This is a genomic window from Streptomyces sp. NPDC057623, assembly GCF_042800355.1.
Lineage (GTDB): Bacteria > Actinomycetota > Actinomycetes > Streptomycetales > Streptomycetaceae > Streptomyces.
In genome coordinates, this window is record NZ_JBHVGZ010000059.1 from 45,096 (window position 1) to 66,395 (window position 21,300).

The 21,300-nt window shown below is 69.8% G+C and carries 14 protein-coding genes and 4 pseudogenes; 8 read left to right on the forward strand and 10 right to left on the reverse strand.

Annotated elements, in window-relative coordinates; all coding sequences use genetic code 11:
- Positions 1–2,601, forward strand: a 2,601-nt coding sequence (locus ACFU95_RS38755; RefSeq protein ID WP_383838397.1) for a CHAT domain-containing protein, incomplete at its 5' end; no start/stop codon positions are given.
- A 45-nt stretch (positions 2,602–2,646) separates the two neighbouring features.
- Positions 2,647–3,082 (forward strand): annotated as a pseudogene (locus ACFU95_RS38760) (S-(hydroxymethyl)mycothiol dehydrogenase); the annotation flags it as partial.
- 74 nt (positions 3,083–3,156) lie between these two features.
- Here the strand turns inward: ACFU95_RS38760 and ACFU95_RS38765 are convergent.
- On the reverse strand, positions 3,157–3,450 hold the full coding sequence (locus tag ACFU95_RS38765) for a hypothetical protein (RefSeq protein WP_383838450.1): 294 nt from the start codon (positions 3,448–3,450) through the stop codon (positions 3,157–3,159).
- Positions 3,451–3,774: 324 nt separating this feature from the next.
- On the opposite strand from ACFU95_RS38765, the gene ACFU95_RS38770 reads away from it, so the two are divergent.
- On the forward strand, positions 3,775–5,046 hold the full coding sequence (locus ACFU95_RS38770; protein ID WP_383838400.1) for an MFS transporter: 1,272 nt from the start codon (positions 3,775–3,777) through the stop codon (positions 5,044–5,046).
- 234 nt (positions 5,047–5,280) lie between these two features.
- Here the strand turns inward: ACFU95_RS38770 and ACFU95_RS38775 are convergent, their stop codons facing one another.
- The 3 genes from ACFU95_RS38775 to ACFU95_RS38785 all read right to left on the reverse strand — a co-directional run bounded on the left by ACFU95_RS38775 (position 5,281) and on the right by ACFU95_RS38785 (position 8,703).
- Positions 5,281–5,454, reverse strand: coding sequence for a hypothetical protein (locus ACFU95_RS38775; protein WP_383838403.1), 174 nt, complete (start codon positions 5,452–5,454; stop codon positions 5,281–5,283).
- An 840-nt stretch (positions 5,455–6,294) separates the two neighbouring features.
- Positions 6,295–7,296: an alpha/beta hydrolase gene (locus ACFU95_RS38780; RefSeq protein ID WP_383838406.1), complete on the reverse strand. Its 1,002-nt coding sequence runs from the start codon at positions 7,294–7,296 to the stop codon at positions 6,295–6,297.
- Positions 7,297–7,455: 159 nt separating this feature from the next.
- Positions 7,456–8,703, reverse strand: coding sequence for an MFS transporter (locus ACFU95_RS38785; protein ID WP_383838408.1), 1,248 nt, complete (start codon positions 8,701–8,703; stop codon positions 7,456–7,458).
- Positions 8,704–8,828: 125 nt separating this feature from the next.
- Here ACFU95_RS38785 and ACFU95_RS38790 point away from each other — a divergent pair, with 125 nt between their 5' ends.
- Positions 8,829–9,818, forward strand: coding sequence for a helix-turn-helix domain-containing protein (locus tag ACFU95_RS38790; protein ID WP_383838411.1), 990 nt, complete (start codon positions 8,829–8,831; stop codon positions 9,816–9,818).
- A 277-nt stretch (positions 9,819–10,095) separates the two neighbouring features.
- Here the strand turns inward: ACFU95_RS38790 and ACFU95_RS38795 are convergent, their stop codons facing one another.
- On the reverse strand, positions 10,096–10,473 hold the full coding sequence (locus ACFU95_RS38795; protein WP_383838414.1) for a MerR family transcriptional regulator: 378 nt from the start codon (positions 10,471–10,473) through the stop codon (positions 10,096–10,098).
- A 138-nt stretch (positions 10,474–10,611) separates the two neighbouring features.
- Between ACFU95_RS38795 and ACFU95_RS38800 the strand changes: the two are divergent.
- A pseudogene (locus ACFU95_RS38800) lies at positions 10,612–11,764 on the forward strand (alkene reductase).
- Positions 11,765–12,261: 497 nt separating this feature from the next.
- Here ACFU95_RS38800 and ACFU95_RS38805 read toward each other — a convergent pair.
- Together ACFU95_RS38805 and ACFU95_RS38810 are read right to left on the reverse strand one after the other, a co-directional pair.
- Positions 12,262–13,380: a fatty acid desaturase family protein gene (locus ACFU95_RS38805; protein WP_383838417.1), complete on the reverse strand. Its 1,119-nt coding sequence runs from the start codon at positions 13,378–13,380 to the stop codon at positions 12,262–12,264.
- Between the two features lie 7 nt (positions 13,381–13,387).
- A complete protein-coding gene (locus tag ACFU95_RS38810) occupies positions 13,388–14,443 on the reverse strand; it encodes a ferredoxin reductase (RefSeq protein ID WP_383838420.1) in 1,056 nt (351 codons plus the stop codon).
- An 86-nt stretch (positions 14,444–14,529) separates the two neighbouring features.
- Here ACFU95_RS38810 and ACFU95_RS38815 point away from each other — a divergent pair, with 86 nt between their 5' ends.
- On the forward strand, positions 14,530–15,669 hold the full coding sequence (locus ACFU95_RS38815) for a PucR family transcriptional regulator (RefSeq protein ID WP_383838422.1): 1,140 nt from the start codon (positions 14,530–14,532) through the stop codon (positions 15,667–15,669).
- 478 nt (positions 15,670–16,147) lie between these two features.
- Positions 16,148–16,486: a thioredoxin family protein gene (locus tag ACFU95_RS38820; protein ID WP_383838424.1), complete on the forward strand. Its 339-nt coding sequence runs from the start codon at positions 16,148–16,150 to the stop codon at positions 16,484–16,486.
- Positions 16,487–17,287: 801 nt separating this feature from the next.
- On the opposite strand, the pseudogene ACFU95_RS38825 reads toward ACFU95_RS38820, so the two are convergent.
- Together ACFU95_RS38825 and ACFU95_RS38830 are read right to left on the reverse strand one after the other, a co-directional pair.
- A pseudogene (locus tag ACFU95_RS38825) lies at positions 17,288–17,800 on the reverse strand (SDR family NAD(P)-dependent oxidoreductase).
- A 115-nt stretch (positions 17,801–17,915) separates the two neighbouring features.
- Positions 17,916–19,310, reverse strand: coding sequence for a pyridoxal phosphate-dependent decarboxylase family protein (locus ACFU95_RS38830; protein WP_383838427.1), 1,395 nt, complete (start codon positions 19,308–19,310; stop codon positions 17,916–17,918).
- Positions 19,311–19,527: 217 nt separating this feature from the next.
- On the opposite strand from ACFU95_RS38830, the gene ACFU95_RS38835 reads away from it, so the two are divergent.
- Positions 19,528–20,016 carry an Lrp/AsnC family transcriptional regulator gene (locus ACFU95_RS38835; protein ID WP_383838430.1) on the forward strand — a complete coding sequence of 163 codons (489 nt, stop codon included), beginning with the start codon at positions 19,528–19,530 and terminating at the stop codon, positions 20,014–20,016.
- A 1,117-nt stretch (positions 20,017–21,133) separates the two neighbouring features.
- Here the strand turns inward: ACFU95_RS38835 and ACFU95_RS38840 are convergent.
- Positions 21,134–21,300, reverse strand: a pseudogene (locus ACFU95_RS38840) (IS701 family transposase); the annotation flags it as partial.

Below are 21,300 nucleotides of genomic sequence, written 5' to 3' on the forward strand. Positions count from 1 at the left end.
GTGTGCGGCCGGTACGCAGCCGAGTTCAAGCAGACCCGGGACTCGGCCCTGCTCGAGCGGGCGATCGAGCTCGGGCGCTCGGTGGCGGCGGCGACCCCCGCCGGGCACCCCCACCGCGGCGAGCGGCTGGACCACTTCGCCTCGGCGCTGGCCACCCGCGGTGAAGAGTTCGGGGACCATGCCGCGCTCGCGGAGGCCGTCACCATCGAGCGGGAGGCGGTCGCGTGCACGCCGGCGGGCCATCCGCTGCGGGTCCAGTTCATGGGCAACCTCGCCGTCAACCTGAACGCGTTGTTCCACGCGACCGGAGACCTGGCCCACGTCATAGACGCGATCGACGTCGCTCGCCGTGCCGCCGAGGCCACCACCGGGCAGCGCGACCAACCGCGTTCGCTCGGGATCCTCGCCGTCGTGCTGCACAACCGGTTCCGGGTGACCGGCGAGCTGCAGGTGCTGTCGGAGGCGGTCGACCGCGCGCGGGAGTCCGTCCGCCTCGGCGCGAGCCTGGTCGCCGGGCAGGCCCAGCGGCTCTCCAACCTTGGCGCCATGCTGTCCGACTGGTTCACCAGGACGGGCGAGGCGAGCGTGCTCGACGAGGCAATCGACGCGCACCGCGCGGCCACGGACGTGACGGCGGACAGCGACCCGGACCGGGCAGTGCGGCTGGCCAATCTCGGCGGTGTGCTGTGGATGGCGTACGAGAGGTTCGGCGACCGGAACGCGTTGCGCGACGCGATCGCCGCACGTCGCGCGTCCGTGGCCGCGACTCCGCAGGACAGCCCGCACTGGCCCGGGTACACCGCGAACCTCGCCGCCGCACTTGGAGACTGGTGCTCGAACCCCGTCGCACCCGCCGCCGGGCGACCGGAGCCACCGGATCCGCAGGTCCTCGCCGAGGCGATCGGCCTGGCCCGGAGCGCGGCGCGCAGGCCCGAGCAGGACGCCTATTCCCGGGCGGGTTTGCTGACCCGCGTCGCCAACGTCCTGGCACTCGCCTTCCGGCACCTCGGCGACGGCGACGCGCTGACCGAGGCACTCGACTACTACCGGGAGGCCGCGGCGTCTGCCGGATCGCCGGCGGAGCGCCGGGCGGAAGGGGCGGACCGGTGGGGTGCTCTGGCCGCCGAAGCCGGGCAGTTCGACGTGGCCGCCGAGGGATACGCCGCCGCGGTCCGGCTGCTGCCCCGGCTCGCCGGGCGCCGCCTGGGCCGCGAGGACGCCCAGTACTGGCTCGGCCGGTTCGCCGGGGTCGCCGCCGACGCGGCCGCGTGCGCGCTGGCCGCCGGCGACGAGGTGAGCGCGGTGACCCTGCTCGAATCCGGGCGCTGCGTGCTCGCCGCCCAGGCACTCGACAGCCGCGGCGATCTTTCCGACCTGCGCGAGCGGGCACCCGAGCTGGCCGAGCGCTTCCGGACGCTCACCGCGGAGTTCGAAACCGACACCACGAGAGACCGCGTGGCCCTCGCCGACGAACTCGACGCGGTGACCGACCGGATCCGCGCGCTGCCCGGGATGGAGCGGTTCCTGCGGCCCCCGCTGCTCACCGACCTCACCGCGCAGGCGCACGAGGGCCCGATCGTGTACGTCAACGTCAGCCGGCACCGGTGTGACGCGCTGATCATCACTCCGGACGGGGTCCGGTCACGGGCGCTGGACGGGCTGAGCGAAGAGGCCGTGAGTCACCGCGTGCGCGCTCTGCACGCCGCGTTCACGGAGGGGCGGCTGGCCGCCGAGCAGGCGATCCACGACACGCTCGAGTGGCTGTGGGACACCGTCGCGGGCCCTGTGCTCGGCGAACTGGGGCTGACCGCGCAGCCGGCGGCGGACGGTCCGTGGCCGAGGATCTGGTGGGCCCCGGTCGGGTCGCTCAGCCTGCTCCCCCTGCACGCGGCGGGCCACCACCGCGACGGCGGACCTGTGCTCCTCGACCGCGTCGTCTCCTCGACGACGCCGACGATCCGCGCTCTGAGCCACGCCCGTGCGGGCCGCCGCGACGACCGGAACGAGCCGCGGCTGCTGGTGGTCGCGATGCCCCACACTCCGGACGCCCCGGACCTGCCCGGCGCACAGGCCGAAGCCGACCACCTGGCCGCTCTCATACCCGGCGCCACGGTCCTGGTAGGCGCGGACGCGACTCGTGACGCCGTTCTCGACGCCTTGCCGGGCAGTGGCTGGGCGCACTTCGCCTGCCACGGGTACAGCGACCCGGACAACCCTTCGAACAGCCACCTCGCGCTGTACGACCACGACCGAGCCCCGTTTCGGGTGCTGGACCTTTCCCGGCTGCGCCTGCGGAACGCGGAGTTCGCGTTCCTGTCCGCCTGCGACACGGCCCGCACCACAGCGCGCCTGTCCGACGAGGCGATCCATCCGTTGGCGGCTTTTCAGATAGCCGGGTTCTCCCAGGTGGTCGGCACGCTCTGGCGCGTCGACGACGCCGTGGCACCAGCCTTCAGTCAGCAGATCTACGGCGAATTGATCGCGGATCGATCCGGTGCGTTGTGCGCGTCGGCGGCGGTCCATCGCACGGTCAGGCAGCTCAGGAAGAAGTATCCGAACCTGCCGTCGGTGTGGGCCGCACACGTCCACGCGGGCGCCTGACTACGCGCACGCCATCCGGTTGGATCGGCCGCGCGGTAGCGCGAGTTGGGCGAGGGCATCACAGATGTCGCGCCCGGTTACTTCGGCACCCTCAACTGGCTTGCGGTGTAGGGAAGTTGCCGTTCCTGTCCGCGTGCTCACCCGTGGTACTGCTTCGATACCCACAACGCCAAGCAGGAGATGACCCTCACCGACGGCACCGAACCGTCCCCCGCCCTCGGCATCGGAGCCTTCGCGGAGAAGACCGTGATGGCGGCCGGTCAGTGCACGAAGGCCGACCCGTCGGTCGCGCCACAGGTGACCGGACTGCTCGGCTGCGGAGTGATGGCCGGCATCGGAGCGGCGATCAACAGCGGCAACGTGGGGCGCGGTGACACCGTAGCGGTGATCGGCTGCGGGTACCGGCGATGCCGCGATCGCCGGTGCCCGACTGGCGGGTGCCGCGAAGATCATCGCCGTCGACATCGACGACCGGAGGCTGGCACGGCCGGCACTGCTCACCGCGGTGCCCCGGTGGGCGAAGCCAGCCTCCCGCACCCACGGCAGGCGCCAGCCCTATCGTTCGGCGTTCTCCTGTGCGCGGTCGGCCCTGCGGTCGAGTTCGGCGTCCGTGGAGGTAGCCGTGATGTCACCGGCGGCCAGGCGGCCGTGCCCAGTGTCCCAGTCCGGGAACTCCTTGAGCGAACCGAGGTCACCGGCCGTGAGGACGCTCCGTTGCCAGGCGCGTGCGCCCATGACGCCGTGGTCCTTGCCGCTCCCGACGCGACAGGGGACGCCGAACTCCTCGTTGACCTCCGGGTGCCAGTGCTCATCAGAGCCGAGGTACCGGGTGATGTACTCGCGGTTCACGCCGAGTTGCCCCAGCGGCCAGCGGCAGCAGGATCGGCCTGTACTTGCGGTCGTTGTTGCAACGTGACCGTTGACCGCTCCTGTCCATAGTGGGATGGCTGTCGTTCCGAGCACGAGGCGTCGTCCTGGCGAAAGCCGGCAGGGGCCACTGTCTGGCCGACGGCGCGCTCTGCGGCGTAAGTCGTGATCCCTTGTTGTGCTCGGCTGAAGGCTGAAGGCTGAAGGCTGAAGGCTGACGGGCTTGGGCCGGGAGCATTAGCCTCGCGCTGCCACGTGAAAGCACGAGGCTAGTGATCACCGGAGTCACCAGGGGGAGCCCGCAGCATGACCGGCACCACGGAGGCCCTTGGCGGGTCGGCTGCAGTCGACGATGCAGCACGAAACGTCACGAGCCCGTTCTACGTATACGCCGTGCTCGCCAACTCGCTGTTCCAGCGCGGCGTATTCGTCCTCTTCCTTCAGCAGCGAGGCTTCTCCGCCGGGGAAGTGGCGCTACTGCAGACACTGCTCTACCTGGTCAGCGGACTTGCGGAGTTGCCGACGGGAGTCATCGCCGACCGAATCGGCAGGCGTGCCAGCATCGTGATCGGCCAGATACTGATAGCTGGATGTCTGCTCGGTCAGGTGGCGTTCTCCACCTACTGGGTGTTCCTGGCGCTGTTCATCGGGCAGGGCGTGGGCATGGCATGTGTGTCCGGTTCGGACACCGCCCTGCTGTACGACCTGCTCGTGCGTCGTGGTGCAACGGCCGGCTACGTCAAGATCAAGTCCCGGTTCACCATGCTCGGGACGGTCACCTCGGGAGCCGCCATCGTCCTCGGCGGCCAACTGCAGCAGATTTCCTGGGGAGTCGTCTACGTCGGTTCGGCGGCGTGCCTCGCCCTGGCCGTGGTGGTGCTGATGTCACGGGTGCCCGAGATCCGCGGCGCGGACGCGGTGGACGAGCAGGACGGAGCCGAGGGGGAGCACGGCGACGCCACAGCATGGCGGGCGATGCTTCGGGTCGCCACGCCGTCGCTCGTGACGCTTGTCGTGGTGTCCGGATTGATGCATGCGACTCTGACGCCGTACATCATTTTTACGCAGAAGACCCTCTCCGATCAGGGAGCGGGCACCGCATTGGTCAGCGTGGTCATATCGGCGGGATTCTCCGCCGGCGGGCTCACTCCGCTGCTGTCGGACCGCGCGGACCGGCGCATCGGGTATCGGGTCATCGCCCCCGTGTCTCTCCTGGCGCTCGCCGCGGCACTCGGCCTGAGCGGCCTCGGCCTTGTCTGGGTCACCATCGCCGCCTTCCTGGTCCTGGTCGGGATTCCCGAGATCACCGCTGTACTCCTGGACAACGTGTTCAACGAGGCAGTGCCGTCGCGCCACCGCGCGAGCCTGCTGTCGATGATCGCATTCGTGGAGTCGGCGCTCATCGGCATCGGCTATCTCGTCCTCGGCGCGCTCATGGACGGGCTGGGCTCCAGTGTGGGCATGGCCACCTACGCCGCGGTCCCCCTGCTGGCATGTCTCCTGTGGCTCCCGGTGCTCTTCCGAGGGGCACGGGTGACCACCGAGATCGAGAAGCCCGCCGACCAAAAGGCATCCTGAAACAGACCATCCATCTCGAGCAACGCCCTGCCCGATGGAGGGGGGCGTTGCTCGTTGACGTGTCGCTCCCAGTCGGCGACGGAGCTGCCATCGCGACGATCAGCGCCAAACGGGAGGGGAAGAATCGCGCCACCACAATCAACACGGCCATCGCCGCCGTCACCCGCGACGCCGGCACCCCCACCGTCGCAGACCGCGCTCGCGCGCTGCGGACCGAACTCGACATCGCTGGCCTCACCTCGATGACCCCCACCCGGCCTGCTCGGTCCCCATCACCACCACGCCCTCGATGCCGACCGCGCCCCAGACCGGGTCCAGCCAGCCCACGGCGGTCGCCCGGTCCGTGGTAGCGGGGGACAGGGCGAACGGGGCGGTGAGGACGACGCGGGCGAATAGGTCCTCGAGCATCGCCCGGCGCTCTCGTTAGGGCTGGGCCACGGGAGTACGGTCCCGGCGATCTCCAAGACGTCGAACACGATCAGGTAAGCCGGCAGCAGTTCGGCGGACTGGGCGGCGCTGCTGCCACGGCGGCGGGCTCGGCACCGCAACACGCCGAAGTGCAGGCACCCTTCATGGGCCACGACGAGCCCGCCGTTTATGTGAGCTACCACATGTGTCTCATCAACAACCTCTGGTCCGCCAGCAGATCACCGGCGTGAGCGGTTCCTGAGCGGTTCCTGAGCGGTTCCTGAGCGGTTCCTGAGCGGTTCCTGAGCGGAGAGGGCGACTGTGCTTCGGCTTCGGGATGGCGGACGGATTCGGCGTCAACGAGGTGATCAAGCGGGATGGGGCGGCGCCATGATCGCGGATCTGTGCACGACGAGCCGGGGCCGTTCGGAGAGCTGCCTGGGTCCTGCTGGCCCGGTGGCTGTGCTGGACCGTGTAGGTGTCCGCGAGGGGCAGCCGTTCATTTTGGCAGGGACGGATCGTACGAACTGCAACTGAACCGCCTTCTGCGGGAGTTGCCGAGTTGGGGTGTGCGTGCCGAGAACAGCATTCTGGGATACGACCGGGACATGATGCTCTTCGTCCGGTTCCTGGGGTGTTGCAGCTTGGGAAAGGGCTCGCTGCAGCTGGTCCTGGGGTGTGTCCTGCTCCTGCCGGGGGCCGTAACGACATCGGATGCACAGGCGGCAGCGCAGGTGCGGGCTGCTGCCGCTGGGCGGTTTGCCTGCCGCCTCGGCTGCGGTCACGAGGGCTCCCCGCCAGGCCGGTGAGGGGTACCGGCCTGGCGGGGAGTGCTTGCGGTCAGGCGAGGTTCTTGGTGAAGAACTCGTCGAGCCTGTCGAACGGGATGAGGTCCTTGCGGTCGTACAGGTCGACGTGGTCCGCGCCCGGGACGATGACGAGGTCGACGGCGTCGGGGGCCATCTTCTGGACGTCCTCGGAGTAGTAGCGGGAGTGCGCGTTGGTGCCGGTCACCAGGAGGGCCTTGCGGGGCGCCAGCATGTCGATGTTCGTCATCTGCTGGAAGGCGAAGAACGACATCGGCGTGGTCGCGGTCCACGCGGTGGTGGAGTTGATCGAGCGGGGGTGGTAGCCGCGCTCGGTGCGGTAGTAGTCGAAGAAGATCTTCGTGATCGGGTCGGCGTCCGCCGGGAGGGCCTTGGGCAGGACGCGGCTGGAGGGGGCGACGTTGCCGTTCTCGTCGAAGGGGACCTCGTGGGAGCCCCGCGCGTAGGTGCCCTTCTCGGCGTCGGTCCAGCGCTGCCGGCTGAGGTAGTCGATGACCTTCTGGCGCTGCTCACGGGTGTAGGAGTCCTGGTAGCCGCGGGACATGCTGCGCGACATGTCGTACATCGCGGAGGTGGCGACCGCCTTGATGCGGCTGTCCGCGGCCGCCGCGGTGAGCGCCATGCCGCTCAGGCCGCAGATGCCCTGGACGCCGATCCGCTCGCGGTCGACGATCCTCTGCAGGCCGAGGAAGTCGATGGCGGCGCTGAAGTCATCGGTGTAGATGTCGGGCGAGCCCACGTCGCGCACCGTGCCGCCGCTCTCCCCGGTGAAGGAGGGGTCGAAGGCGAGGGCGACGTAGCCGCGGCGGGCGAACTCGTTGGCGTACAGGCCCGAGGACTGCTCCTTGACCGCGCCGAACGGGCCGCTGACCGCCAGGGCAGGCAGCCTGCCCGTTGCGTTCTTCGGTACGTAGAGGTCACCGGCGACCGTGATGCCGTAGCGGTTCTTGAACCGCACCGAGGTGCGCTCGACGTTCTCGTCCAGCGGGAAGGTGTAGCCGTCTGAGATGGTCATTGCTCTCTCTCCTGGTTTCTGACAGTGGGGATGTTTCCGGTCAGGGCCGGGTGCTGGGTCGTTTCTGGATTCAGGGTCTGCGGGACCGGTGGCACCGGCATGTCCGGGAAGCCGCCGTGGTCGCACCCCGGAGACGGGCGGACAGGTCGGGGAGGGAGGTCAACGGGCCCGGGCGCCGACTGCGGCAGGGCGGTGGTGGCGCAGGGCGAGGGCGATGGTGGGGATCAGGGTCAGGGCGGCGATGGCGGTGCCGACCATGGTGGGGCCGGTGGCGCCGGTGCGCTCCAGGGTGATGCCGGCGATCCAGGAGCCGATGGCGGTGCCGAGGTTGAACGCCGAGACGGTCAGGGCCGAGGCCAGGGTGGGCGCCTGGCCGGCGTAGCGGACGGCCAGGGCCATCAGGACCGGGTTGGCGCCCAGACCGAAGAAGCCCAACAGAGCGACCAGGACGATGGTCGCGGGGACCGAGTCGGCCAACAGCACGATCGCCAGCAGCAGGAGCATGGCGCCGGCGGCGGCGGTCACGGTCACCGCGTGCGGACGGCGGTCGCCGAGTCGGCCTCCCACGATCGAGCCGACCAGTGCGCCGAGGCCGAAGCCGACGAGGACCAGCGGCACCAGCCCGGCGGCGAGCCCGGCCCGGTCGGTCAGCAGCGGCGCGATGTAGGAGTACGCGGCCAGCACACCGCCGGTCGTGGTGGCGCAGGCGGTCAGCACGAGCCACAGGCGGCCGGAGCGCAGCGCGGTCAGCTCGGAGCGGATCGATCCCGTCCGCTGGGCCGGACCGCCCTGCGGGACGGTGCGGGCGATCAGCGGGACGGCCGCGGCCGCGAGGGCGGCGAGAGCCCAGAACGGTCCGCGCCAGCCCATGAGCTGTCCGGCGAACGCGCCCAGCGGCACGCCGACGACGTTGGCGAGCATGGCTCCCGCCCCGACCAGGCCCAGGGCGCGGGCACTGGCGGCCGGGCCGGCGGCGCGGGTGGCGGCCACGTTGGCCACGGCCCAGAACGCTCCGGTGGCGATCGCGGTCAGGAACCGTGCCGCCAGCAGCAGGCCGAAGCTGGAGCCGACGGCGACGATCACATGCCCTAGGGCGAACACGGCCAGGGCGAGCATCAGGGTCAGTCGGGTGGGCAGTCGCAGCGTGAGCATCGCCATCAGCGGCGCCCCGACGATCATCCCGACGGCGAAAACCGTGATCAAAAGTCCGGTCTGGGCGACGCTGACCTGCAGATCTCCCGCGATCTCGGGCAGCAGGCCGGCCACGACGAACTCCGTGGTGCCCATCAGGAACGTGCCCAGTGCGAGCACGTAGACGACCAGCGGAAGACTGGCGGACGGAGGCCGGCCGCCTTCCGCCCGTACCGCCTCGGCCGGAGCGTGGAGGGTTGCTCCTCGCGTACTCAAGGTTCATCTCCGTGGGGTTGCGATCGGGGTACGTCACCCAGAGAACAAGCTGCTCCACACCGGAGGAAGGCCGCGTTTATAGGGGGGACAAACTCAACCTCCCTCTTCGCGAGCCGGTGGCTACCGTGAAAGGCACGGAACCGCTCCCTGACGACCGCCCTGACCACCGCACCGAGATCCGCGACTTCCTCGCCAGCCGCCGCGCGAAGATCACCCCTGAGCAGGCGGGGCTGCCCACCAGCGGCCGGCGCCGGGTGCCCGGGCTGCGGCGCGAGGAGGTCGCCGTGCTGGCCGGGGTGAGCACCGAGTGGTACACCCGCCTGGAGAAAGGCCACATCAACGGCGTCTCCGAGGACGTGCTCGCCGCGGTCGCCCAGGCCCTGGCACTGGACGACGACGAACGCACCTACCTGTTCGACCTGGCCCGCGCGGCCCGGCCCGCCCGCCGCACGCCGTCACGCCGCAAGGACGTCGCGGTCCCGCCCCGCGTCCAGTGGCTCCTCCACTCGATGACGATGTCCTCCGCGTTTGTGCGTAACGGCCGCCAGGACGTCGTCGCCAGCAACTCGCTGGCCCGGGCCCTGCACGCGCCGCTCTTCGAAAGCGAGACCACCGACAAGCGCGGCCGGCCCAACGTCGCCCGCTACATCTTCCTCGACCCCGGCGCCCAGCAGTTCCTCGTCGACTGGGAGGCCGCCGCCTCCGTCACCGCAGCACTGCTGCGCGCGGAAGCCGGACGTGAGCCCCACGACCGGGCCCTGCGCGAACTCATCGGCGAACTGTCCACCCTCAGCCCCGACTTCCGCCGCCAATGGGCCGCCCATGACGTCCGCATCCGCCACGACGGCATCAAACGACTGTGGCACCCCGAGGTCGGTGACCTGGAGCTGACCTACCAGTCCCTGGACCTGCCCCTGTCCCACCGGGCCATGCACGACCTGACCCTGTACACCGCCGAACCCGGCAGTACCTCCGAAGACCGACTCAAGCTCCTGGCCAGCCTCGCAGCAACACAGCCCCACGTAACAGAGCCGGCTGACCAGCCGCCCCAAGCCGCGCGGCCAACGCTCACACCCCGCTCCGGCACCAGCGAAAACCGCCCACCCACATCCTGAAGCCCCGACAGGCTTACCCACACGAGCACGCCCCGCCGACTGTCCCGCTCGCTACGGGTCTGGCACCCCCGGCGGCTGCAGCGCAACACGAAAAGATCACCGCCCTCTTACAGAGGGGAACCCGAGCAGTAGCACGAGTAGCAAGCTGTTGCCGGGAACGGGAGCGGCCCCGTCAACTCGGGTACACGGTCTCCTCGTGGGCCGCGCGCATGATCGACATGGCGCTGGACTCCATCCCGCGGACAGTTCAACCGCGCAACAGACATCCGTGCGCTTGTCACGCCGCCGCGGCGCGGATGGCCCTGCGACGGGCGCGTGCCGTGGCCATGACGTCGTCCAGGACATCGCGGGTCTGCACGAGTTTCTCGATCTGCTCGGAGATCCGGTCACGCTGCACGGCCATACGCTCCAGCGCGACGCTCGTGATCTCGTCGCTGAGCGGCGCGTCGCGGCACGGCATCAGCTCCAGGATGGTGCGACCGGGCAACCCCGCCGCATACAGACGCTGGACGAAAGTGACCCGCTCGACGTCCTCCTCCGTGTAGTGCCGCTGCCCGCCGGCGCTACGGGTACTGGTGAGCAGGTCCTGCTCCTCGTAGTAGCGCAGCGAACGCACGCTGGCTCCGGTCCGTGCCGCGAGGTCACCGATCCTCATCTCACTCTCCCGAGGGCATCCCCGCCCCACGACTTGCACCTCACACCGATGTCAGGTTTTGGCTTACGTGCCGGGCCCACGTTCCGGGTCCATCACCCGTCTACGGCCGTCAATGAGCCAGTGAGAAGGAATTCCGGCATGACCAACCTGTTCGACCGCTACCGCCTGGGGAACCTGGACCTGCCCAACCGCATCGTGATGGCGACGATGACCCGCGCCCGCGCAACGCCCGACGGCCTGGCGACCGCGTCCATGGCGGTCTACTACGCGCAACGGGCCGCCGCCGGTCTGATCATCACCGAGGGGGTGCAGCCGAGCCTGCTCGGGCAGCACGGTCCCGGCACTCCTGGCCTGCACACCGACGAGCAGGCAACTTCCTGGCGGCCCGTCACCCACGCCGTGCACGCCAACGGCGGACGCATCTTCGCCCAGCTCATGCACAGCGGCCGGATCTCGCACCCCGATACCACCGGCCTCCAGCCGGTCGGCCCGTCTGCCGTCGCCGGCGCGGGCGAGGTGTTCACCCCCACCGGTCGGCAGCCCCTGCCGGTCCCGCGCGCCCTGGAGACCTCCGAGGTGCCCGGAGAGGCCCGTTCGTACGCCGAGGCCGCCTGGCGCGCCGTCGACGCCGGGTTCACGGCGTGGAACTCCACGGCGGCAACGGCCTCCTCATCTCGTAGTTCCTGTCCTCCAACACCAACCTGCGCACCGACGCCTACGGCGGCTCGATCCCCGGCCGGATCCGCTTCGCCGTCGAGGCCGTCGCCGCCACGGTGGACGCCGTGGGCGCGGCCTGCACCGCGATCCGGCTCTCACCGGGCACGACACTCTGGGGCGCCGAGGAGACGGACGTGCCCGAGCTGTACGCGGCCCTGCTGGCAGAACTCGCCCGCTTCGACCTCGCCTACGTCCACCTCCTGGCGACCGCAGAGGAAGAGACCCTGGTCGCGCTGCGCCACGCGTGGCCCGGCACCCTCGTCGTCAGCCCGTCAGCCCGTCAGCCCGTCAGCCCGTCAGCCCGTCAGCCCGTCAGCCCGTCAGCCCGTCAGCCCGTCAGCCCGTCAGCCCGTCGGCCCCCATGAGCCCGAAGCAGACCGACCGGAGCGCCGCAGACCACTGGCTCCGCCTGGGCGCGGACCTGATCAGCTTCGGCCGCGCCTTCATCTCCAACCCCGACCTCGTCGAACGGCTGCGGACCGGCCTGCCGCTCACACCCGTCGACGAGGCCACGTACTACGAGGGCGGCGACGCGGGTTATGTGACCTACCCGCCGTACCAGCACGTCGCCTGAAGGGGCCGGTCGGGGACAAGCCACTTGAGACACCACGCGCCTGAGACCCCCGTACAGGCCGCCAGGCTCGTGCCCCGCCGTGAGTGCAGCACTGCCGGGCCCATGTCGACGGAGACCAGGGCCCGCCACCCGTCCCCCTTCGGCTTACCCGCCCACCCCGGCAGCGGCGCAGGGCCGGACACAGGGGCGGCGAGCATCGGTTCCGGCAGTGTCCACGTCACAGCCCATGCCTACCGCCCAGCCCGCCCGACGGCAGACCGAGTGCGCGTACGCATCCGACTGCCGACCCGACCATGGCAGGTCAGCGCGCTACAACACCTCGCCGGGGCTGTGTACTGAGCTCCCGGCGCGCGTCCGGGCAGCTCAGCCGGACACTGAGCTGCCCCGGATCCCGTGTCATACGGTCTGACGCCGCGGCCGCCCACCGTCCGCAACGGATCTCACCGAACCCGCCCGTGCCGCCGGTACGGCCGAGAGATCTGAACGGATACCGGGAATCAGGCCGCGACGAGCTCCTGCTCGCGGTCCGGCGTCTTGACCTTGGGCTTCTTGTTCGGCAGCGAGAGCCGGAAGACCTTGCGCCACGCGGAGAACACCTGCTTGGGCAGCGGCCCGGTGACGTACTCCAGCTCGTACTTCTCGAACAGCGCGCGTACCTTCACCGCGACCTCGGCGTACCGGTTGCTCGGCAGGTCGGGGAACAGGTGGTGCTCGATCTGGTGCGACAGGTTGCCGGTCATGAAGTGCATGGCCTTGCTGCCGCTGATGTTCGCCGAGCCCATCATCTGGCGCAGGTACCACTGGCCGCGCGTCTCGCCCTTGATCGACCGGCGCTCGAAGACCTGCACGCCCTCGGGGAAGTGCCCGCACATGATCACCGAGTGGGTCCAGAGGTTGCGGACCAGGTTCGCGGTGAACGTGGCGGCGAGCGTGGGGAGGAAGGACGGGCCCGACAGCAGCGGGTGGATCACGTAGTCCTTGAGCACCTGCTTGCGGATCTTGCGGCCTACGGCCTTGGCACGCGCGCGGAACTCCGGGTTCTTGCGGCGGCGCTTGTGCAGGTTCTTGCCGAGCTCCAGGTCGTACGCCGCGATGCCGTACTCGAAGAAGCAGGCGTTGATGAAGTTCCACAGCGGCTGGCCGAGGTGGAACGGGTGCCACTTCTGGTCCTCGTCGACGCGCATGATGCCGTAGCCGAGGTCGTTGTCCTTGCCGATCACGTTGGTGTACGTGTGGTGCAGCTCGTTGTGCGAGTGCTTCCACTGATCGGCCGGCGAAACGTGATCCCACTCCCAGGTCGTGGAGTGGATCTTCGGGTCCCGCATCCAGTCCCACTGGCCGTGCAGGATGTTGTGGCCGATCTCCATGTTGTCCATGATCTTCGCCACGGACAGCCCGGCGGTGCCGATCAGCCACGCGGGCGGGAAGATCGAGAACAGCAGCACGCCCCTGCTGACCAGCTCGAGCTTGCGCTGCGCCGAGATGACCTTGCGGATGTAGGCGGCGTCCTTCTCGCCGCGGCCGGCGATCACCTCGTCGCGGATCGCGTCCAGCTCGCGGCCGAGCTCCTCGATCTGCTCCGCGGTCAGGTGGGCGGTGGGGTCGATGGCGGTCAAGGTGTTCCTACCGTTCGATGTCGCAGGGGCCCGCGGCGGCGGACACGCAGGTCTGGATGAGGACGCCCGGTTCGGCCTCGGTGATCTCGCCGGTGCGCAGGTCGCGGACGGCGCCCGCCTTGAGCGGCGTGACGCAGCCGAAGCAGATGCCCATACGGCACCCGGAGGGCATGAGCACGCCGGCCTCCTCGCCGATGTCCAGCAACGGCGTGGCGCCGTCCGCGTCGACGGTCTTGCCGGTGGCGCTGAACGTGACCTCGCCGCCATCGCCGGCGGCGACGATGCTGGGGCGGAAGCGCTCGGTGTGCAGGCGCTCCGGGACGCCGTGCTCGCTCCAGTGCTTTTCGGCGGCGTCGAGCAGGCCCGCGGGCCCGCAGGCCCAGGTCTCGCGCTCGGCCCAGTCGGGCACGAGTTCGTCGAGACGGGCGATGTCGAGCATGCCGTCCGTGTCGGTGTGCACCTCGGTGAGCTGCAGCTTCTTATCCGCGACAAGTGCGTGCAGCTCGTTGCGGAAGATCACGTCTTGCGGCTGTGGCGCACAGTGGACCATGACGACGTCGTCGAACTCGGTGTCGCGCAGCATGCCCATGACGGGCGTGATACCGCTGCCGGCCGTCAGGTAGAGCACCTTGGCGGGCTTGGCCTGCGGCAGGACGAAGTCGCCGGTCGGCTGGTCGAGCTGGATCAGTGTGCCCGGTTTCGCGCTGCGGACCAGGTGGTTGCTGACCTTGCCGTCCGGGATCGCCTTCACGGTGATCGTGACGCGGCCGTCCTGGCGGTTCGTCGGCGAGGTGAGGGAGTAGGCACGCCACAGGCGCACCCCGTCGACGTCGACCCCGATCCGCACGTACTGACCGGCCGTGTGGCCGCGCCAGCCCCGTCCCGGCCTGATCACAATGGTCGCGGCGTCACCCGTCTCGGGGTGCACGGCCTCGATGCGCCCACGCAGGTCGGCGCCCGCGCGCAGCGGGCTGACCAGGTCGAGGTAGTCCGACGGCAGCAGCGGCGTCGTGACCATCTCCAGCAGTTTCCACGCCCTGCTGCGGAGGGCTGCACTCGTCATGACTACAGCTTGCTGTGCCTCAAGGCGTAAAGTCCTGACCGTAGGACGTGAATCTGGTCGGCTGAATTGTTCGTAGGGAACAAAACATGAGCCATGCAATCCGGAGGGCCAGCGAACTGGCCCTGGATGAGACGACGGTCACCGCACTGCGGGCCGTGCTGAAGACCACCGCCGACGAGGTCGTCCAGGCGATCATCGACGAGGTCCCTCCCTACGCCAACGCCCTTTCGGGCCGCATGGGCGGCACCATCCGCCGAGCCGTCCGCACCGCCCTGGGGCACTACCTGGACCTCGCGAGCGGGAACGCCACAGGCGGCGACGCCGGTGACGCGGCCTACGAGCTGGGCCGCGGCGAGGTCCGCGACGGCCGTTCGATGGACGCCCTGCTCAGCGCCTACCGCGTCGGCGCCCGTGTGGCCTGGCGATGCCTGGCAGCGGGTGCCGTACCCGCGGGTCTGCCCGCCGCCGAGGTCGCCAAGTTCGCCGAGCTGACCTTCGCCTACATCGACGAGCTCTCCGCCGCGAGCGCCGCGGGGCACGCCGATGAACTGGCCGCCCGGGGCAGGGACCATGAGCGCCACCTGGAGCACCTGGCCCGCGACCTCCTCGCCGGCGCGAGCCCGGACGTGCTGCTGGCCTCTGTGCAACGGGCCGGGTGGCAGCCTCCGGTTTCGCTGACCGCGGTCCTGCTGCCCGCCGCCCAGGCCCGGCCTGCCTACCGCGCGCTCGACCCGAGCACCCTCGTCCTCGACGATCTGCCGGACGCCACCGGTGTGCTGCTCGTCCCCGATGCCGACCGGTCACGTCTCTTGCGGCAGCTCACCGACCGCACCGCCGTGGTCGGCCCGGCCCGGCCATGGACTCGTGCGTCCGCCTCGTACGCACGAGCCGTACGCGCCCGCTCCCTCTCCTCCGACATCCGCGACACCGAGGATCACCTGCCCGAGCTGGTGCTGAGCGCCGACGCGGACGCGTTCGCAGACCTGCGTGCCCGAGCCCTCGCACCGTTGCGGACCTTGCCTGTCGCGACCGCACGGCGGCTGGAGGAGACGTTGCGGGAGTGGCTGCTGCACCAGGGCAGGCGGGAGGAGGTGGCGGCGGCGTTGTTCGTCCATCCCCAGACGGTCCGGTACCGGATGTCGCAGCTGCGGGAGCTGTTCCCGGATCTCGCATCGCCACACCGGGTCCTTGAACTGACGCTGGCGGTCGGTCTTCGGGTCAGCTGACGCGTACTTCGACCGTCCACGACCGCGTCCGCTGTCCGCGAGCGGTCCAGGAATCGTGCGTCGTTCTCGGTGCCGTCAGCCGGCTCATGCGGCCCGGGGAAGAGCGGTATGAGCCAGCTGAGACCGGGGTTGATGTGAAGACCGGACAAGGCCTCGGGAAGCCCGTCGGGGACGCTGTTCCTGAGAGGCGCGGTGGCGGATACGGCTCGACTGGATCGGGTGGACGATGCGTACCGGCCCGCGCTTAGAGGCGCTCATCGAGCATCTGGTCGGGCTGCAGCTGGGCGACCGGCGGGGCGGCCAGGCCGGGTTACCAGGGGCGGGGGACCGGGCCGCCCGCGCCGGGGACCACCGTGGTTCTGCGACGGCCCCGTGCCTCCCTCCCGACAGGTCAACCGGTCGACCGACCGGGCCGACCTGGCACACCGCGCGAGGGATGATGGGGATGTAACGACGGAACGTGAGGTCAGGAGCTTTCATGGCGAAGCGGGTTCACCGACCCCGTGAGGACGCGGAGTTCGATTTCATCCTCGGGATGAGCGCAGTTCCGGTCCTCGCGTACTTCACCGGGGCATGGCCCAAGGCAATCGAGCCCTGCCGGGTGATGGACCTCGTAGTGGGTGGCATCGCCGACGCCTACACAGGCCGCCTGACGGCCGTCCGCGCCGACATCACGCGTTGTCCGGCCGCGACCGAGCGATACGGGATCACCGGAGCTCCGTCCTACGTCCTGCTGAAGGAGGGAGAGGCGGTCGCGCACGGCACGGGGCCCATGACCATCGCCGAGGTACGGACGTTCCTGGACGGCCACCTCTGAGCGGCCACTGCGGCACGTGGCTGCGACGCCCGTCACGTCTCGTCTATGGGAGCTGCGCGGCCTGAGACACCTTGGGCTGAGACACCCCTACAGGTCACATAACGCCGTCCATCGCGGTCGCGTCCCGCAACTGCGTGGCCGCGGCCCCATTCTCCGGAAACGCCGGAAACAACTCGGTGGCGCGCCTGGAGCGCAGCGCCACTCGACCGCCTCGACGGTGACCGGGGCTCGGAATCCGTCCCACTTGGGCTCGCTGGCCCATCTCGGCAGCAGAGCAGGATCAGGCACGGCAGCGTCCCCGTCACCTCCCGTCCCTACCACCCGCCATGTCCGCCACCCGAGTGGCTTCCGCCGCGACAAGGGTCTGTCGCGGTGGATGGTTTTGCGCATGTCGATGCGAGGTGTCCGGCCTCTGTTCGGGGTGCCGGGCGGTCGGCCGGGGCCGGGCGGCGGGATTTCCCCGCGGCTGGTTCTGACCGGGTTGAGGGATCAAGGAACGGGCTCAGGCCGTGGGGACGGGCGCGCAGACCGCGTACACGTCGAAGGTGGTCGAAGCGTCGCCGCCGTTGAGTACGGTTCCCGTCCAGCCGGTTGGTAAGGGGGAGCTCCCAGGGGGGAACGTCTCGACCCAACCTCAGGTCGTCGCTGCCCGCGCTGACTCCGCCACCGACCGGCCTCTTGCCCTCGGGGCAGTCCATCCCGTAGCTCCGGTGGCTCCCGCAGCCACCGGCACGGTGGCGCTGGCAGCCTCGTAGCTGGACAGCGGGAAGTCAGCCGCATCCGCCTGTGCCGTCAGCGCGGTCATCTCGCCGACCACCAGCACAAGCAACGCCCCAACGCAGTCAGCAGACGCTTCATTCGGTCTCCTTGGACCGCCCGCACCGGCAGCGGGTCCGGCGGAAGCGAGCCGGCGAAGGCGAGGGGGGAAGCCACATCCACCACGGCGCGGTGGCCGCGTGCCAGCATGCCCGGCACGGCTGCGTGAGCGAGCCGGGTGAGCGTCACGACTTCCACGGCCATCACCTTCTGCAGCACTGCGGCATCGGTCTCGGCGAAGGGGCCGTAGCCGTGGATGCCCGCGTTGTTCACCAGCAGCTCGACGTCGTCGGCGGCGGTTCGCCGGGCGACCGGTCCAGGTCACCGGCGTCGCACAGAGCCGCGACGACGGTTTCCACGCGTACGTCGTGCCCCGGTCCGCTCCGTGGCAAGTGCGCGCAGACGCTCTGCGCGGAGCGCCACCAGCACGAGATCGTGACCATCAGCAGCGAGCAGACGTGCGTAGGCCGCACCGATGCCCGAGGAAGCACTGGTCACGATGGCTGTTCACCCAGCTGAACGGGATTCGGGATGGGTAGTCATGAAGTCCTCCTTGCATTTCGACGGAGGCGTCCCTGAGGTGGACACCATCGGGGTCCAGGACCGTCGCTGGCTACGCGGCGGGGATGTTCCTGACTTCGGCAGTGATGATGTTCAGCGCCTCGGTGATGCGGTCGTGGTGGGTGCGGTGGGAGACCACGCAGACCCGCAGGGTGTAGCGGCTGTCGACGATCGTGCTGGAGAGCACGATGCGCCGGTGGCCGTTGATCCGCTCCAGCAGACGGCGGCTGGCCTCATTGGCCCGCTCGGTGGCGGCGCGGCTGCCGTCGGCGGGGCGGATGCGGAAGATCACGGTGGACAGGTCCGGGCGCTGGGGGACCTCCAGCTCCGCGACGCCGGACAGCGTGTCGTGGACGTGTTCGGCCAGGTCGAGCTTCTCGTCCAGAGCCTCGCGGAAGGCGTCCACCCCGTGCAGGTGCAGGGGAAGCCAGGCCCGCAGACCGCGGATCTCGTGGGTCAGCTCGGGCCCGAGGTGACCGGAGTCCGGGACGCTCCCCGCCGCCCCCATGTCCTGGAGGTAGCTGCCGGTGCCCTCGTGCGCGGCGTGCAGGGCGGCGACGTCGCGGACGACCAGGGCGCCGGTACCGAACGGCATGAACAGGGTCTTGTGCGGGTCCAGGGTGACCGAGTCGGCCTTCTCGATACCGGCGAGGCGCTCCTCGCCGCGTGCGGTGAGCCGGAAGAAGCCGCCGTAGGCCGCGTCGATGTGGAACCACACGTCCTCGCGGCGGGCCAGGTCGGCCAGCTGGGGCAGCGGGTCGATCGTGCCGGTGTCGGTGGTGCCGGCGGTGGCCACCAGCAGGAACGGCCGCAGCCCGGCGTACCGGTCGGCGCGGATCATCGCGGCGGCGGCGTGGGGGTCCATCCGCAGGTCCGGGGTGTGCGGCACGGTACGTATGCGGGTGGCGGGGATGCCGGCGAGGCGGGCGGCCTTGGCGACGGAGTGGTGGGCGAAGGCGGTGGTGTAGACGGTGCCTCGGGCGGGATCCTCGCCGAGCCGGTGGTGGCGGGCCGTGACCGTCGCGGAGAACGTCGCCAACGAGCCACCACTGGTCAGCAGGCCGCCGCTGCCCTCTGGCAGCCCGCACACATCGCGGGCCATCCAGCGGATCACGCTCTCCTCCAGCGCGGCGAGGGCCGGGGCAACCGAGGCCAGGCCGCCGTAGCGGTTGACGGCACGGTTGTAGAACTCGGCTAGCGCGGCCGAGTACAGACCGCTGCCCGGGATGTATGCCAGGTGGCCGGGCCCAGCCGTCTCCAGAGCGCAGTCGACGGCCTCGTCCAGGCGTGCGAGCAGCACCTTCAGATCACCGCCCCGGTCGGGGGGCGGCGCCAGGAAGGACTTTACGAGGTCGGCCTCGGCCCGCGGCGACAGAGGGCTGCTCGCGGGGCGGGCCGCGAGGTTGTCGGTTCGCTCGATGACACGGTCAAGGACAAGACGACCCATTTCGGTCATCGTGGCGTGGTCGGGTTCCAGCGGCAAGGGGTGCATGAGGCAGTCCGATGTGCGTGAGGGGGATACGGAGACGGCACCGGGACCGGCTTGACGGCCGCGGCGCGTGACCAGAATGCGCCGCCGAGCCCGGCACGCGATGGCGTAGTGAGTGCCTGTACGGCACCGCAGTGCAGGATTATTCGCCGATACAGCCGATACGCTGCATTTCATGCCACGCCCCCTGTACGACCGTATCGACCGGGCGATCCTGGACCACCTCCAGCGCCACGGCCGCACCCCCAACGTCGACCTCGCCGGGGCCGTACGTCTGTCACCCTCGTCCTGCCTGCGCCGCACCAAGGCGCTGGAGGAGGACGGAGTCCTGGCCGGCTACCGGGCCGACCTGGACCGCGAGCGCCTCGGCCTCGGGCTGACGGTGTTCCTCTCCCTCAAGGTCGAACATTCCCGCACCACCTCCCAGGTGGTCGAAGAGGCACTGAAGGCGATCGACCACGTGGTCGCCTGCCACGTGGTCTCTGGCGACGCCGACTTCTTCGTCGAACTCGCCGTGCCGGACCTGCGCACCTTCGAAAAGGTGCTCACGGACCAGATCCTGGCCATCGGTCCCGTTCGCGACGCCCGCAGCACCTTCTGCATCCGCACCGTCATCGACCGCGGCCCGCTACCCCTCAACTCCTGGCCCGCCCCGCGTGCATGACCACAGAACACGACTTCACCTGCTTGAGGAACGCCGCGATTCCCCGGCCCGAAAGTGAAGCAACAAGCTGAGCACCGGAGCGGCCGACTGAGGTACGCAATGGCCCACTGACGCGTTCAGTCACGCGGTGCGAGCCGCGTCATGTCGGTCGGCCACGTGTATCTCTCACTGCGCTGTCCAAGATTTCTCTCATGTGAATGTCACGCGATGGGGATGGCTGAGCAGGGGAGTTGGCGGCAGCGGCGTGACATTGCATGAAAGATGATCTCGACAAGTCGTGCAAACGCGCAGGACATCCTGGTGCAGGTTCCAATAGGGATTGGATCTTGGTTGGGGTGCCTGGTGGGTCCACGGCGTTGCCATGCGTGGACCGACCAGCTACCTCCCCCCCGGCGAACTTACGCTCGTCGGTACATCTCCGCATGCGCGGAGCGCCCGGGTACTCCGCGGGTAAGGGCGGTGAGCGTGGTCCCCGGCGGCCTGCGTCCGGACCACGGTGAGCGTGTGCGGCGTCGGCACATCTCTGCGTGTGCCGAGCGAACCAGCGCTGGGCCGTCACCGGATACGACGTGACCGGCTCATCTCTGCGTGTGCGGAGGGGACTTCGGACCGGACAGGGAGGTCTTCCATGCTGGGGGTGTATCTCTGCGTGTGCGGAGTGGGCCCTTGTCGGACTGTGGTTGTGCGGCCGCTTTTAGGTCCCGTGCTGCTTGACCTGTACTGACTGCTCGGCGGTAATGCTGTCCAGGTGGTGAGTTGGGAAGAATGTGCGGCGCTCGGTGTTCATTCGGGTGGGTGACGGCTCGGGTTCGGCGCTTGGTTGCAGGGCAGTGGGTGCGAGTTGCTGGGCTCGGTGAACGACGGCCCCCTGGATGAAGGAGGCCGTCGTTGCGCATGGTCAAAAGCCGGGTGTGTCCGCACGGTGTTGAACCGTCGTCGCGCCTGCGGCCGGTGTGGTCGGGGTGCGACGTGCACGGTGCTTGATGCGGCACCTGATGCTGTGTCCCGCGGTCAGTGCGAGTGCCGCCGCGAGGCTTCCTAGTAGTGCTTCGTTAGGTTCTGGTTCTGTTGGTGGTGAGTGGGCGGCCGCAGGTGGTGCAGGTGCCGGTCCAGCACCTCAGCAAGTCCTGGAGTGCGTCGAGGGTCTGGTAGAGGCTCGGGTGAGTGCCTCGACTTTTGGGTCGAGCCCGCGAAGGGTGAGGAATGCCTGGGCGGCTGTGACGAGAGTGACGTGATGGTGCCAGCCGCGCCAGGTTCGGCCCTCGAAGTGGTCCAGGCCCAGGC